Source organism: Azoarcus olearius (assembly GCF_001682385.1).
Classification (GTDB): domain Bacteria; phylum Pseudomonadota; class Gammaproteobacteria; order Burkholderiales; family Rhodocyclaceae; genus Azoarcus; species Azoarcus olearius.
The window spans coordinates 3,475,023-3,489,105 of record NZ_CP016210.1; the positions used below are offsets into that span (position 1 = coordinate 3,475,023).

The 14,083-nt window shown below is 69.7% G+C and carries 14 protein-coding genes; 8 read left to right on the top strand and 6 right to left on the bottom strand.

The window, feature by feature from the left end; translation table 11 throughout:
- Nucleotides 1-11 precede the first annotated feature (11 nt).
- From dqs_RS15870 to dqs_RS15880, 3 genes are read right to left on the bottom strand one after another with little or no spacing between them, the layout of a single operon-like run.
- A complete protein-coding gene (locus dqs_RS15870; RefSeq protein ID WP_065341097.1) occupies nucleotides 12-1,295 on the bottom strand; it encodes a hypothetical protein in 1,284 nt (427 codons plus the stop codon).
- Nucleotides 1,296-1,305: 10 nt separating this feature from the next.
- On the bottom strand, nucleotides 1,306-1,542 hold the full coding sequence (locus tag dqs_RS15875; RefSeq protein WP_065341098.1) for a DUF2249 domain-containing protein: 237 nt from the start codon (nucleotides 1,540-1,542) through the stop codon (nucleotides 1,306-1,308).
- Complete coding sequence (locus tag dqs_RS15880) at nucleotides 1,535-1,999, bottom strand: hemerythrin domain-containing protein (protein ID WP_065341099.1); 465 nt, start codon at nucleotides 1,997-1,999, stop codon at nucleotides 1,535-1,537. Before dqs_RS15880 ends, dqs_RS15875 begins: the two co-directional genes overlap by 8 nt.
- A gap of 220 nt (nucleotides 2,000-2,219) precedes the next feature.
- Between dqs_RS15880 and dqs_RS15885 the strand changes: the two genes are divergently transcribed.
- The 7 genes from dqs_RS15885 (at nucleotide 2,220) to dqs_RS15915 (ending at nucleotide 9,302) form a co-directional block, all read left to right on the top strand.
- Nucleotides 2,220-2,645: a c-type cytochrome gene (locus tag dqs_RS15885; RefSeq protein WP_011766813.1), complete on the top strand. Its 426-nt coding sequence runs from the start codon at nucleotides 2,220-2,222 to the stop codon at nucleotides 2,643-2,645.
- Nucleotides 2,646-2,673: 28 nt separating this feature from the next.
- Complete coding sequence (locus dqs_RS15890; protein ID WP_011766814.1) at nucleotides 2,674-4,053, top strand: cbb3-type cytochrome c oxidase subunit I; 1,380 nt, start codon at nucleotides 2,674-2,676, stop codon at nucleotides 4,051-4,053.
- Nucleotides 4,054-4,124: 71 nt separating this feature from the next.
- Entirely contained in the window at nucleotides 4,125-4,337 is a 213-nt protein-coding gene (locus dqs_RS15895) for a DUF3079 domain-containing protein (RefSeq protein ID WP_065341100.1), read from the top strand.
- Nucleotides 4,338-4,483: 146 nt separating this feature from the next.
- Nucleotides 4,484-5,284, top strand: coding sequence for a CbbQ/NirQ/NorQ/GpvN family protein (locus dqs_RS15900; RefSeq protein WP_065341101.1), 801 nt, complete (start codon nucleotides 4,484-4,486; stop codon nucleotides 5,282-5,284).
- 119 nt (nucleotides 5,285-5,403) lie between these two features.
- A complete protein-coding gene (locus tag dqs_RS15905; RefSeq protein WP_065341102.1) occupies nucleotides 5,404-6,420 on the top strand; it encodes a 4Fe-4S binding protein in 1,017 nt (338 codons plus the stop codon).
- A 3-nt stretch (nucleotides 6,421-6,423) separates the two neighbouring features.
- Nucleotides 6,424-8,535, top strand: a complete 2,112-nt coding sequence (locus dqs_RS15910; protein ID WP_065341103.1) for a nitric oxide reductase activation protein NorD — start codon at nucleotides 6,424-6,426, stop codon at nucleotides 8,533-8,535.
- 2 nt (nucleotides 8,536-8,537) lie between these two features.
- Nucleotides 8,538-9,302 (top strand): Crp/Fnr family transcriptional regulator, encoded by a 765-nt coding sequence (locus dqs_RS15915; RefSeq protein WP_065341104.1) that lies wholly within the window; start codon nucleotides 8,538-8,540, stop codon nucleotides 9,300-9,302.
- 26 nt (nucleotides 9,303-9,328) lie between these two features.
- Here the strand turns inward: dqs_RS15915 and serA are convergent, their stop codons facing one another.
- Both serA and ccoG read right to left on the bottom strand, forming a co-directional pair.
- Nucleotides 9,329-10,561, bottom strand: coding sequence for a phosphoglycerate dehydrogenase (gene serA / locus dqs_RS15920; protein ID WP_065341105.1), 1,233 nt, complete (start codon nucleotides 10,559-10,561; stop codon nucleotides 9,329-9,331).
- A gap of 34 nt (nucleotides 10,562-10,595) precedes the next feature.
- Nucleotides 10,596-12,002, bottom strand: coding sequence for a cytochrome c oxidase accessory protein CcoG (gene ccoG, locus dqs_RS15925; protein ID WP_065341106.1), 1,407 nt, complete (start codon nucleotides 12,000-12,002; stop codon nucleotides 10,596-10,598).
- Between the two features lie 144 nt (nucleotides 12,003-12,146).
- Between ccoG and dqs_RS15930 the strand changes: the two genes are divergently transcribed.
- Nucleotides 12,147-12,608 carry an RrF2 family transcriptional regulator gene (locus tag dqs_RS15930; RefSeq protein ID WP_065341107.1) on the top strand — a complete coding sequence of 154 codons (462 nt, stop codon included), beginning with the start codon at nucleotides 12,147-12,149 and terminating at the stop codon, nucleotides 12,606-12,608.
- A gap of 1 nt (nucleotide 12,609) precedes the next feature.
- Here the strand turns inward: dqs_RS15930 and dqs_RS15935 are convergent, their stop codons facing one another.
- On the bottom strand, nucleotides 12,610-13,782 hold the full coding sequence (locus dqs_RS15935) for an HPP family protein (RefSeq protein ID WP_065341108.1): 1,173 nt from the start codon (nucleotides 13,780-13,782) through the stop codon (nucleotides 12,610-12,612).
- Nucleotides 13,783-14,083 lie beyond the last annotated feature (301 nt).

A 14,083-nucleotide genomic window follows, 5' to 3' on the forward strand; every position in this document is an offset into this window, starting at 1 on the left:
CGCGCGCGGGTTCAGCCGGGCTGGCGGGCCGGTTCGGCACCCGCCCCGGCGGCCAGATACACCTTCAGCGCGCCGCCCAGGTTGGCGGCGAGCAGCCCGCCCGACAGTGCCAGCAGCACGCCGGCGGCAATTGCCGCGAGCGGCAGCCACACCGCCACCAGCAGCGCCGCGACGCCGGCCAGGTGGAGGCGGAAATGCAGCAGCTGGCGGCCTTCGGTCACCAGCCTGGTCATGGCCGGCGGGCGGCTGATGCGGCGACGCAGGTGCAGCCACAGGATGAAGGGCACGATCTTGTAGAGCATGCCCAGCATTACCGACAGAAAGCCGCCCGCCAGCGCGAGCACGCCCACCAGCACCGGCAGCGCGCCGCCGGTGGGGTCGCCGGCGGCCACATCCCACGCCAGCAGCGGCGCCAGCGCCGCGAGCGATGCCATCGCCAGTTGCCAGAAGCGCAGGCAGGCATCGGCCACCTTGCGCCGGCGGCGACGCTGCAGCGCCAGCGTGGCGGCGGCGAAGGCCGCGGCGGCGAGCGCAAGGCCGATCGCCAGCGCGGCCTCGGCGGACTGCCAGCCGGACAGCCACAGGGCCGAGCCTGCCACCATCAGCACCGCCACGCCGATCGACAACGCGCGCGCAAACCACGCGGGATAAGACGGCGTCAGCAGGAACATCGGCACCACCAGCCACGCCACCGCGGCCAGCAGCAAGCCCGCCCAGCCACCCAGCGCCCAGCCCTGATGCAGCGCCGACAGCGCCAGCCAGGCGGGTTCGAGCACGCCGTTACGCGCCAGCGCCAGCGCAAAGCCGAGCGCCGCCGCCACCGCCAGCGCCACCACCGCGGCCCGCAGCCCCCACACCGTGGGGCCCAGCGCCGGGGTGTGCCACAAGCCGGCCGAGGCGCAGGCAAACACGGCCACCAGCGCGGTGCCGAGCAGCGCGATTGCGGCATGGAAGGCGAGCGCACCCGCGCCCAGAAAGCCGGCGGCAAGCGCAATGCCGCCCAGCGTCAGCGCCGGATGCACCAGCGCGGCGAGCACGCGCGGCCGCCACAGGTTGGCGCCGGCGGCCACCGGCAGCACCTGGAACAGCGCGCCCACCATCACCTGCAACATCATGCCGACAGTGAGCAGGTGGGTGAGCGCCAGCGCTTCGGGCGTCCACCGGCTGGCGAACACGGCATCCCCGCGCAGCACCAGCAGCAGGCCCGCCGCCAGCGCGAACAGCGGCGCGGTGAAGAAGAAGCGCAGCGGCACCGACAGCGGCGGCGCCTGTTCGAACGAGAGTTCCGCCGCCATCCGCCGCGCCTCAGGCGCCCGCGTGCCGGATATGCACGATGAAGCGGCCGTCGTCGCAATACTCGACGCGGTGGGCGAAGCCGTTGTTCTTCAGGATGTTGTAGAGCGGGAAAGGCTCGCGCAGCAGCCACAGCTGCAACTCCTCGCCGCGCGGCAGGGTGTCGAGCGCTTCCAGCGTCAGTTCCATCGGCTCGGGCGGCGCCAGCTCGCGGGCGTCGATGATGCGCGAAACAGGGGTATCAGCCATGGCTCACCTCGGAGAGCGCGGTCTCCACGCTGTCGAGCAGCGCGTCGAAGGCGGCCGCGTCCGCGCCCAGTACGCGATCGCACATCGGATAGAGGATGTTCTCTTCCTTCATGTTGTGCTGCTGCATCAGGATCAGCAAGGTTTCCACCGCATCCAGGAAGGCCTCGGCATCGCGCGCCTCCAGCGCCTCCCCCAGCCAGCCCACGATCTCGCGCATCTGCTCGTGCTCGCCGCGCATCACGCGGGTGGGCCCGGTGGTGTTGCCGGTGTGGGCCTCGAAGGCCGGGAAGATGCGCGCCTCCTCCACGTCCAGATGCTCCAGCAGGTCGGCGCGGAAGCGCTGCAGCGCGGTGGCGCAGGCGGCCCAGTCGCCCACGCGGGCGGCGGTTTCGGCCGCGGCAAAAACCTCGTCGCAGTGGCCGTGGTGCTGATGCATCAGTCGGGTCAGGCGGTCCATCGGGGGTGACTCCATCGGGGAATGGAGCCGATTGTTTGCGCTGCAGCGCAGCGGCTCCTTGACCCGGGTCAAGTCGCAAAAACCGCCGGATTCCGGGCCTCGCGGCGCCTGGCGGTTCTTGATTCAGATCATGGTGGGCGCGCAGGCGCGGAAACGAGAATCCGCCCCACTACCGGCCTTCCCCCCACCCACACCAGAGACCCGAAATGAGGATAACGACATGAGCGGCATCATGACCAAGTCGATGGCGCGCAACATTTTCTACGGCGGATCGATGTTCTTCTTCCTGCTGTTCCTTGCGCTCACCTTCCATACCGAAAAGGAACTGCCCAAGCGCGACAACCGCGAGAACCTGACCCCCGCGGTGATCGCCGGCAAGAAGATCTGGGAGACGCGCAACTGCATCGGCTGCCACACGCTGCTGGGCGAAGGCGCCTATTTCGCGCCCGAACTCGGCAACGTCTATGTGCGCCGCGGGCCGGACTTCATCAAGGCGTGGATCAAGGCCCAGCCCACCGGCACGCCGGGTCGCCGCCAGATGCCGCAGTTCAACCTCACCGAGCAGGAGCTGGACGACCTCGTCGCCTTCCTGAAGTACGCCTCCGAGATCAACTCGGCCAAGTGGCCGCCCAACATCGAAGGCTGACCGCCCGCGTCCGCAAGGAGAACACTCAATGCAATACACATCACAAGCGGTCGCCAAGCCCTACTTCGTGGCGGCCATCGGCCTCTTCGTCGGGCAGATCCTGTTCGGCCTGATCATGGGCCTGCAGTACGTGGTGGGGGATTTCCTCTTCCCCGCGCTGCCCTTCAACGTCGCCCGCATGGTGCACACCAACCTGCTGATCGTCTGGCTGCTGTTCGGCTTCATGGGCGCGGCCTACTACATGGTGCCGGAGGAATCCGAAACCGAGCTGTGGAGCCCCAGGCTGGCGCTGGTGCTGTTCTGGGTCTTCCTCGCCGCCGGCGCGCTCACCATCCTCGGCTACCTGTTCGTGCCCTACGCCAGGCTCGCCGAGATGACCGGCAACGACATCCTGGCGACCATGGGCCGCGAGTTCCTGGAGCAGCCGCTGATCACCAAGATCGGCATCGTGGTGGTGGCGCTCGCCTTCCTGTTCAACATCACCATGACCATGCTGCGCGGGCGCAAGACGGCAATCAGCATGGTGCTGCTGCTCGGGCTGTGGGGGCTGGCGATCTTCTTCCTGTTCTCCTTCGTCAATCCGCACAACCTGGTGCGCGACAAGTTCTACTGGTGGTGGGTGGTGCACCTGTGGGTGGAAGGCGTGTGGGAACTGATCCTCGGCGCGCTGCTGGCCTTCGTGCTGATCAAGGTCACCGGGGTGGACCGTGAGGTCATCGAGAAGTGGCTGTACGTCATCATCACGCTGACGCTGGTCACCGGCATCATCGGCACCGGCCACCACTACTACTGGATCGGCGCGCCGGAATACTGGCAGTGGTGGGGTTCGATTTTCTCCGCGCTGGAGCCGATTCCCTTCTTCGCGATGACGGTGTTCGCCTTCAACATGGTCAACCGCCGCCGCCGCGAACATCCCAACCGTGCGGCCACGCTGTGGGCGCTGGGCACCGGGGTGATGGCCTTCCTCGGCGCCGGGGTGTGGGGCTTCCTGCACACGCTCGCGCCGGTGAACTTCTACACCCACGGCAGCCAGATCACCGCCGCGCACGGCCACATGGCCTTCTACGGCGCCTACGTGATGGTGGTGCTGTGCATCATCAGCTATGCGATGCCCATCCTGCGCGGCCGCGCCGCCAACTCCAACAAGGCGCAGGTGATGGAGATGTGGGCGTTCTGGCTGATGACGATCGCGATGGTGTTCATCACGCTGTTCCTCACCGCCGCCGGCATCCTGCAGGTGTGGCTGCAGCGCGTTTCCGACACGCCGCTGTCCTTCATGGCGACGCAGGACCAGATCTCGCTGTTCTACTGGATGCGTGAAGCCTCCGGCGTGATCTTCCTGATCGGCTTGCTGATCTACCTCGCGAGCTTCTTCGTGAAGGGCGACAAGAAGGCGGTCGCGGCCTGATCCCGAACGGCCATCGCCAACACCGGAAGGGGCGGCGACGGCCGCCCCTTTTTCGTTCAGAGGCCACGACCATGGCGAGGAAATTTCCGCTCCACCCCGCCCACCCGGAGCGCATCTGCTGGGGCTGCGACAAGTACTGCGCAGCGGATTCGCTGGCCTGCGGCAACGGCTCCGGCCGCACCCAGCATCCCGCCGAACTGCTCGGCGACGACTGGTATCTGTACGGCGACTGGGGCCTCGACGTCCCCGAAGCCGAGCCGCCGGCAGCGCCGCCCGCGCCCTGAAGCCCGTCCCTCCAGCGAGGGCGCTGCGCCCTTGCGTCGGCCTCCCCGTCCGGGGCGCCCCTTGGGCCGGGCATCAACACGCACCGACCGGCGCGACTTGTCCCGAATCAAGGCTCCGCCGCGCCGCGCTTCCTAGACTCGGGGCCATGAAGAACGATCTCCCCGACTCCGCCCTGCCCCATTACCAGCCCGCCGGCAACGAAGTGGCGGTGTTCGAGCACGCCTGGAAGAACCGCCTGCCGCTGCTGATCAAGGGCCCCACGGGCTGCGGCAAGACGCGCTTCGTCGCCCACATGGCGGCGCGCCTCGGGCTGCCGCTCTACACCGTGGCCTGCCACGACGACCTCACCGCCGCCGACCTGGTCGGCCGCCACCTGATCGTCGAGGGCGGCACCGTGTGGTGCGATGGCCCGCTGACGCGCGCGGTGCGCGAGGGCGGCATCTGCTACCTCGACGAGGTGGTGGAGGCGCGCAAGGACACCACGGTGGTGCTGCACCCCCTGGCGGACGACCGCCGCCTGCTGCCGATCGACCGCACCGGCGAGCTGCTGCAGGCGCCGCCCGGCTTCATGCTGGTGGTGTCCTACAACCCCGGCTACCAGAACCTGATGAAGGGCATGAAGCCCTCCACCCGCCAGCGCTTCGTCAGCCTGCGCTTCGACTTTCCGACGCCGGAGCGCGAAGAGGCGGTGCTGCTCGCCGAGACCGGCTGCGCCCCCGACCTGGCCCGCCGCTTGGTTAGCATCGCCGGCGCGCTGCGCGCACTGAAGGACCGCGACCTGGAAGAGGCCGCCAGCACCCGGCTGCTGGTGTATGCCGCGCTGCTGGTAAAGGACGGCATGGACCCGGTGGAGGCCTGCCGCGTCGCCATCGTCGAAAGCCTGACCGACGATATCGAGGTGGCCGCCGCGCTGATGGACGTGGTCGCCGCGAGCTTCGGCCGCTGACCCGCGCCGCCCGCCGGATCGCCCACGATGCGCCGCCTCCCCCACCCACACCATTGCCGGCCCCACTGCCCGCCGCGCGGACTGCCTGCTGCCAGCGATCGGCCGTTGCGGCCCTTGCGATGACTGACCCCACCTCCCCCACCCTTACGCCGCCGCGCCGGGTGATCCCGATCGCCAATGGCGACGCCGGGAAGCCGCGCGGACTGCAGCGCCGCCGCCTCGCCTTCCAGGCCGGCTTCTTCCTGCTCTTCGTGCTGGCGCCGGTGTTCGACCTGTTCCGCTACGACCTCGCCGCCGGCCATGCCTGGCTGCTCGGTTTCGAATGGCGGCTGGGGCTGGACGACTTTCTCGTCGGGCACATCGGCGCCGGGCAGGCCGCGGCCAACGTGCTGCTGCGCCTCTTCCTGCCGCTGTTCGGCGGCGCCGCGGTCTTCCTGTGGGTGGCGTGGAAATGGGGCCGGCTGTACTGCGGCTGGCTGTGCCCGCACTTCTCGGTGGTGGAAACCATCAATGCGCTGATGCTGCGCGCCAGCGGCAAGCACAGCGTGTGGGAACGCAAGGCGGTGACGCCCTGGCTGCCGGACGGCACCCAGCGCCGCATCGACGCGCGCTGGTGGCTGGTGGTGATGCCGGCCGCGATCGGCTTCGCCTTCACCTGGGCGGTGGTCTTCCTCACCTACCTGCTGCCGCCGGCCGAGGTCTATCCGGCGCTGCTGCACGGCCAACTCGGCCGCAACCCGGGCATCTTCCTCGCCGCGGCAACCACCGTGCTGTCGCTGGAATTCCTCTTCGCCCGCCACCTGTTCTGCCGCTACGCCTGCGCGGTCGGCCTGTTCCAGAGCCTGGCGTGGATGGGCAACCGTAAGGCGATGGTGGTCGGCTTCGCCCGCGTGCGCGCCGCCGACTGCGCGAGCTGCCTGCCGGAAAAGCAGTCGGCCTGCGACGCGGTGTGCCCGATGCGGCTGACCCCGCGCAACATCAAGCGCCACATGTTCACCTGCACCCAGTGCGCGCAATGCATCGACGCCTGCGGCCAGACCCAGGCCGACAACCCGCAGGGTCCGCTGCTGCAGTGGGTGAGCGGCGAAGCCGCGCGCCAGAACGAAGCCGGCTTCCGCGCCAGGCGGGAGCGCTAGGCCATGGAAGAAGCGGTCGGCAAGCTCTGGCACCGCCTCGTCACCCGCGCCGCCGGCGGCAGCCATCCGGAAGCGGCAGTGACGCTGAAGGCGGTCGAACGGCGCGTCGGCGTGGTGTTCCGCGCGCTCGGCGGCGACGGCGGCCTGCGGGTGGCCGCGGCAACCGAGGACGAGCATGGCGCGCGACGGAGCTGGCTGGCGCGCGTCGCCGGCAGCGGCGAGAAGATCGCGCGCGCGCGGCTGGACGAGAACACGCTGCGGCTGCCACCGAAGATCGAGGTGTTCGCGGATGCGGGGCTGAATCGGGATTTGTATGTGTGGCTGGGGGCGCTGGCGGGGGCTTGGGTGGAGGTGGGGAAGCGCCGCGCAGGCGCTCCGGATACCGGAGAAGCCCCGAAGCCCCACAACGATAGAGCCGCGCGGTACTGTCCCTCCCCCTTCAAGGGGGAGGTGAGGAGGGGGATGGGGTTGGAGCTTGCACTGTCGCTTAACCCCATCCCCACCCCACCCCTCCCCTTGAAGGGGAGGGGGCAAGACCGCGCGGTAATCGAGCGTAATCGCGCCCCCATCGGTGGAGAGCCGTCCGCAGCAGATCGAACTCCGTCCCTGTCCCAACTCAACCCCGAACTCCACCTCAACCAACTCGCCACCCTCCACCTGCTCACCCGCTGGCCCGGCCTCGCCGCCAGTTACCGGCGCCTCCTCGTCGCCACCCTCGCACTCCGCCCCGACCCGGCCAGGCTTCCGCCTGCCGAGGCCGAGCGTGAGCGCGCGCTGCGACGCGCCCTGATCCAGCCCGGCAGCATCGACCTCCTGCCCGACGTGCCGCCCGGCACCCTGGCCGCCTGCCCGGTGCTGCTGTGGCTGGCGCCGCCCCCGGCCGCCAGCGCCGACAGCCCGGCTCCCACCCGCCAGCACACCGACCACGCCGCCTCAGCCACCGCCAACAACGACGAAGAACGCCGCGCCCATCGCGCCGAGCGCGTCGACACCCCGCAGCAGAAGCACGGCCTGCTGATGCTGTTCCGCGCGGAAAGCCTGTTGTCGGTGGCGGAGTTCATCAAGCTCGACCGCAGCACCGACGACGATCCCGACCCCGACGCCGCCTCTGCCGCGGCCGGGCTCGATCACCTGTCGCTCGCGCGCGATGGCGAGCGCGTCGCCTCCAAGGTGCGCTTCGACCTCGACCTGCCCTCCGCGGCCGAGGACGACGTGGTGCTGGGCGACGGCATCGCGCTGCCGGAATGGGACTACCGCAAGAACCTGCTGCGCGAGGACCACGTGCGCCTGCTCGAACTCGCCGCCAACCCGGCCGATCCGCGCGCCGCGCCGGCGCCGCTGCCGCCGCGCTTGCGTCGCGGGGCGCGCCGGCTGCAGCAGCAGTTTGCCGCGCTGCAGCCGGCGCGGCGCTGGATCAAGGCGCAGGCCGACGGCAGCGAACTCGATGTGGACGCCGCGGTGCGCGCCGCCACCGACCGCGCCTGCGGCCGCCATCCTTCGGATCAGCTGTGGCTGTCGCTGGAGCGGCGCGAGCGCGACCTCGCCTGCCTGGCGCTGGCCGACCTGTCGCTGTCGACCGACAGCTGGGTGTCGAGCGAGGCGCGCGTGATCGACGTGATCCGCGACAGCCTGCTGCTGTTCGGCGAGGCGCTGGCCGCCACCGGCGACCGCTTCGCGCTGTGCGGCTTCTCGTCGGTGAAGCGCAGCCAGGTGCGCTTCCACCGCCTGAAGGACTTCGACGAGCGCTTCGACGACCGCATCCGCGGCCGGGTGATGGCGATCAAGCCCGGTTACTACACCCGGCTGGGCGCCGCCATCCGCCACGCCACCGCGCTGCTCGAACCGCAGCCGGTGCAGCGCCGGGTGCTGCTGATCCTGTCCGACGGCAAGCCCAACGACCTCGATCTGTACGACGGCCGCTACGGCATCGAGGACACCCGCATGGCGGTGGCGGAAGCGCGCCGCCGCGGCGTACTGCCCTTCTGCGTCACCATCGACCGCGAAGGCGCCGACTACCTGCCCCATCTGTTCGGCCCGGCCGGCTACGCGGTGATCCGCAAGCCGGAGGAACTGCCCGCCCGGCTGCCGATGTTCTACGCCCAGCTCACGAGGTGACGATGCGCCACGAGTGCCCTCCCTGCCTGTCGCCCGCGGACGCCGCCACGCCCCTGCCCGCCGCCGCGCGCACGCTCGACATCCCCACCGAGCGCATCTGCCAGCTGCTCGCCACCGCGCCGCTGTTCGACGGCCTCGCCCAAGGCGAGATCGCGCGGTTTGCGCGCGGCGTGCGCGAGATCAAGGCCGCGCGCGGCGAGATCCTGTTCCACCGCGGCGACGCCTGCAGCGGCTTCCACCTGATCCTCACCGGCCAGATCAAGCTCGCCTTCGTCTCGGCGGCCGGCAACGAGAAGGTGGTGGAGATCCTGCACCCCGGCCAGACCTTCGGCGAGGCGGTGATGTTCATGGACACGCCCTACGTGGTGATGGCGCAGGCGCTGGCCGACAGCACGCTGCTGCATATCGCCAAGCAGGTGGTGTTCGACGAGATGGAGCGCGACCCGGTGTTCTGCCGCAAGCTGATTGCCGGCCTGTCGCGCCGGCTGCACCACCTGATCGCCGACGTCGAGAACTATTCGCTGCGCTCCGGGCGCGACCGCATCGTGGGCTACCTGCTGCGCGAGGTCGACGACGACAACCCCGCCGGCAGCCGCGTAGCGATACGGCTGCGCACCAGCAAGGCGACGATCGCGTCGCGCCTCAACCTCACCCAGGAACACTTCTCGCGCATCCTGCACGACCTGATCGAGGCCGGGCTGATCGAGGTCGCCGGGCGCACGATCCGCATTCCGGACCTGGCCCGCCTGCGCGCCAGCCTGGACTGAGGGCGCGGCGGGAGCGATGCCCGCCGCTAGTACAGCACCCGGCAGCGGATGGTGCCTTCGATCGAGCACAGCTCGTCGAAGGCCACCTGGCTGGCGGCGGCATCCACGTCGATCACCACGTAGCCGAGGTCCGGCGTGGTCTGCAGGTACTGGCCGGCGATGTTGATGCCGGCCCGCGAGAAGCGCTCGTTGATGCGCGCGAGCATGCCGGGCACGTTGCGGTGGATGTGCAGCACGCGGCACTTGCCGGCGTGCTCGGGCAGCGACACCTCGGGGAAATTCACCGCGGTGACGGTGGAGCCGTTGTTGCTGTAGCGGATCAGCTTGGCGGCGACCTCGCGGCCGATGTTGGCCTGCGCTTCGGCGGTGGAGCCGCCGATGTGGGGCGTCAGGATGACGTTGTCGAAGCGGGTGAGCGGCGACACGAAGGGGTCGTCGTTGCCTTCCGGCTCCACCGGGAAGACGTCGATCGCGGCGCCGAGCAGGTGGCCCGTCTCCAGCGCCTGGGCGAGCGCGTCGATGTCCACCACGGTGCCGCGCGAGGCGTTGATGAGGAAGCTGCCGGCCTTCATCGCGGCCAGCTGCGGCGCGGCGATCATGTTCATCGTCGCCGGGGTTTCCGGCACGTGCAGGCTCACCACGTCGGCCACCGCCAGCAGCGCGTCGAGCGAGCCGAGCTGGCGGGCGTTGCCGAGCGGCAGCCGGGTCTCGATGTCGTGGAACACCACGCTCATGCCGAGCTGTTCGGCGAGCACGCCCACCTGGGTGCCGATATGACCGTAGCCGACGATACCCAGCGTCTTGCCGCGCACCTCCCAGGCGTTGGCGGCGCTCTTCATCCAGCCGCCGCGGTGCTGCAGCGCGTTGCGCGCCGGGATGCCGCGCATCAGCATGATGGTTTCGGCGATCACCAGCTCGGCCACGCTGCGGGTGTTGGAGAAAGGCGCGTTGAACACCGGCACGCCGCGCGCCGCGGCGGCGCCCAGGTCCACCTGGTTGGTGCCGATGCAGAAGCAGCCGACGGCGACCAGCTTGGGCGCCTGCGCCAGCACCTCGGCGGTGAGGCGGGTGCGCGAGCGGATGCCGACGAAGTGGGCGTGGGCCAGCGCCTGCGCCAGCTCCTCACCCGCCAGCGCCTTGGCGACGGCGGTGACGCTGCCGTAGCCGTCGGCGCGGAAGGCTTCCACCGCGGAGGCGTGGATGCCTTCGAACAGCACCACGTTGAGCTTGTCCTTCTGCACCGAAAGGCGCTGATTCATCGGGCCGTCCTCCTTGCTGCGTTGCTCGCCGCGGCTAGGGCATCCAGAACCTGGCGGTTTCGCTGACGCGGACGCCGGCGTTGGCGGTGTCCGTCACGGTGAAGCGGATCGGGTGCGCACCCGGCGCCGCCGCGCCCGCCTCCACCCGCACCTGCGCGGTGGCGGCGGCGGTGGACGCCGGCGCGACCTGCACCTCCATGCGCTCCGCGAGGTGGATGCCTTCCAGCCCGTCCACGGTTACAGCATAGGTGCGCGGCTGCTCGCTCGCGTTGATGAGTTGCAGACGGAAAGTATTTTCAATGGAGCCGTCGGCCGCCTCGCTCGCCAGCGTGGCGCGGTCGCGCTGGATGTCGAGCTTGAGCGGCATGCGGGTGGCAAGCGACCACACGGTGCCGCCGAGCAGCGCCACGAACACCGCGCTATAGACCAGCACCCGCGGCCGCACGGCACGACGCAGGATGGTGGCGCGCGTGCTGTGCTGCTTCACCGCGTTCTCGGTGGAGTAGCGGATCAGCCCGCGCGGGTAGTTCATCTTGTCCATCACCTGATCGCAGGCGTCGATGCAGGCGGCGCAGCCGATGCACTCCAGTTGCAAGCCGTTGCGGATGTCGATGCCGGTGGGGCAGACCTGCACGCACATGCTGCAGTCGATGCAGTCGCCCAGCCCTTTTTCGCGCGCATCCACCTTCTTCGAACGCCCGCCGCGCGGCTCGCCGCGTTCCTCGTCGTAGGCCACGATCAGGGTGTCGGGGTCGAACATCACGAACTGGAACTGGGCGTAGGGGCAGATGTACTTGCACATCTGCTCGCGCATGAAGCCGGCGTTGCCATAGGTGGCGGCGCCGTAGAACAGCACCCAGAAGGTTTCCCAGCCGGACAGCGACAGCGTCATCGCCTCGGCCGCGAGTTCGCGGATCGGCGTGAAATAGCCGACGAAGGTGAAGCCGGTCCACAGCGCCACCAGCAGCCAGACCGCGTGCTTGGCGGTCTTCAGCCCGACCTTGCGCGGCGTCCACGCCGCGGCATCCAGCTTCATGCGCTTCGCGCGGTCGCCCTCGATGGTCTTCTCTATCCACAGGAAGAGTTCGGTATAGACCGTCTGCGGACAGGTGTAGCCGCACCACACGCGCCCCGCCACCGTGGTGAACAGGAACAGCGCCAGCGCCGAAATCACCAGCAGCACCGCGAGGTAGATGGTGTCCTGCGGCCACAGCACGAAGTCGAAGACGTAGAAGCGGCGCGCGTCGAGGTCGAACAGCACCGCCTGGCGGCCGTTCCAGGGCAGCCAGCACAGGCCGTAGAAGACGATTTGCGTCAGCCAGGCGAAGACCCAGCGCCAGCGCTGGAACACGCCACTGATCGAACGCGGATAGACCTTGGGTTCTGAAGCAAACAGGGGTTGGATGTTGATGACGCGCTGGCTTTTGGTGGGCTCGGACATGGAGAGGCGCCGCATGGCACGGTAAGGAAAGACGGACCGTTGCCGGCGGCGTTGCCAGCGCGCATAAGCTGCATTTCCTATGCAGCTTTGAGACTACCAGCGCCCGGGACCATAATCAACATCTTCCATGCAGCTTTAACAGCCATGCGCCTCAGTACCTTTTCCGACTACTGCCTGCGGGTGTTGATGTACCTCGGCGAGCAGGCCGACCGGCTCAGCACCGTGGCCGAGATCGCGCGTGCGCACGACATCTCCGAAAGCCACCTGACCAAGGTGGTGCACCAGCTCGGCCGCAGCGGCTACGTGGATACGCTGCGCGGCAAGGGCGGCGGCATGCGGCTGGCGCGCGCGCCGCGCGAGATCGTGCTGGGCGAGGTGCTGCGCCAGACCGAGACCGACTTCGCGCTGGTGGAGTGCTTCGGCGACGAACCGCACTGCTACATGGAGGGCGCCTGCCAGCTGCAGGCGGTGCTGGGCGAGGCGCTGGGGGCGATGTTCCGCGTGCTCGACGGCTACACCCTGGCCGACCTGCTGCAGCGCCCGGACGGCAGCACCCGTGTGCTCGCCTTCGCGCCGCGCGCGGCGGGCGGCGGGCGCATCGGCTGATTCAGGCCGCGGCCGCGAGCCGGCCCTGGTAGAACTCGGCGATCAGGTCGCGCGGCGCAACGATGCCGGTGAGGCGGCCGTCGTCATCCACGATGGGCACGTGGCTGTGGCCGGCACCGCCGAGCAGCGCGATGAGTTCCACCACCGGGGTGTTCTCGTTGGCGGTCTGCGCCGGCGCGCTCATGATCTGCCCCGCCACCTCGGCCTTGTCGGCGTGGCTGCGGCCGCTCCTGCGGATGAAGTCGCGCAGGCGGTCGTCGAAGCCGCGGTACACCGTGAGGTCGGCCTGGCGCATGAAGTCGGCCAGGGTGAGGATGCCGATCACCCGGCGCGCGCGGTTCACCACCGGCAGCGCCTTGACGTGGTGGGCGCGCATCAGCGCCCAGGCGTCCTCCAGCAGCGTTCCGTATTCCACCGCCACCACCTCGCGCGTCATCACTTCGTGGCAGCGCACGGTGCCGAAGCGGCGGCGGTAGGCGTGCGCCTCGGCGCGCATGAAGAGGTCGCGCAGGTCCTCGCGGCTGATGTCGAGCACCTGGTTGTATTCGTCCAGCACCGCGTCCAGGTCCTGTTCCGACACGCCCTGCCGTGGCGCGGGCGCCGCCGGCGCCGGCGCGGTGGCGGCGATCACCGCCTTGCGCTGCGGGTATTCGCGGCCGGTGGCGCGGTTGTACAGCATCGCCAGCAGCAGCAGGCAGAGCGAATTCAGCAGCACCGGATAGACGATGAAGCCGTAACCCATGTCGTGGATCGCCGGGCCGCCGACCACCGCGGTCAGCGCCACCGCGCCGGCCGGCGGGTGGATGCAGCGCAGCACGAACATCAGCCCGATCGCCACCGACACCGCCGCGGCGGCGGCCACCGCCGGGGCCGGAAAGCCGTGTGCGCAGCTGACACCGACGGCAGCGGCGACCAGGTTGCCGCCCAGCATGGCCCACGGCTGCGCGAGCGGGCTGGCCGGCACCGCGAACAGCAGCACCGCGGACGCACCCATCGGCGCGATGATCCACGGCAGGGCCGCGTCGGCATCGACGAACAGGCGCCCGAGCAGCGCGGTGGCGAGGATGCCGAGCAGTGCGCCGAAACCGGCGCGCAGGCGCTCGACGCCATTGACGCGCTGCTGGTCGGGCAGAAAGCCGGAAAGGAAGGCGAGCAAGGAGGCGGGTGTCTTCAACGATGAGCCTGGCGAGCATGGAAACGGAAGGAACGCCGGCCGCGCCGTTGCAGCCATCGGGGTGGGCGCGCCCTTGCGCCCGGGTGCAGGACCGGAAAAGCCTGCGCGCGGATTCGAACACGCCCCGCGCGGGGTGGATATGACACCGGTCAAGCCCCGTCCGCGCGCTCGCGCGGGACGGATTGCGGATTTTGACTCGAATCAAGCACTTTTCGCACGCGGCTTCGTAGCATGGGCTCCACTCGACGCCGACCGCGCCTTCAATGGCCGGCGCGATCCCCGCCACAGAACCCCTGGAGTC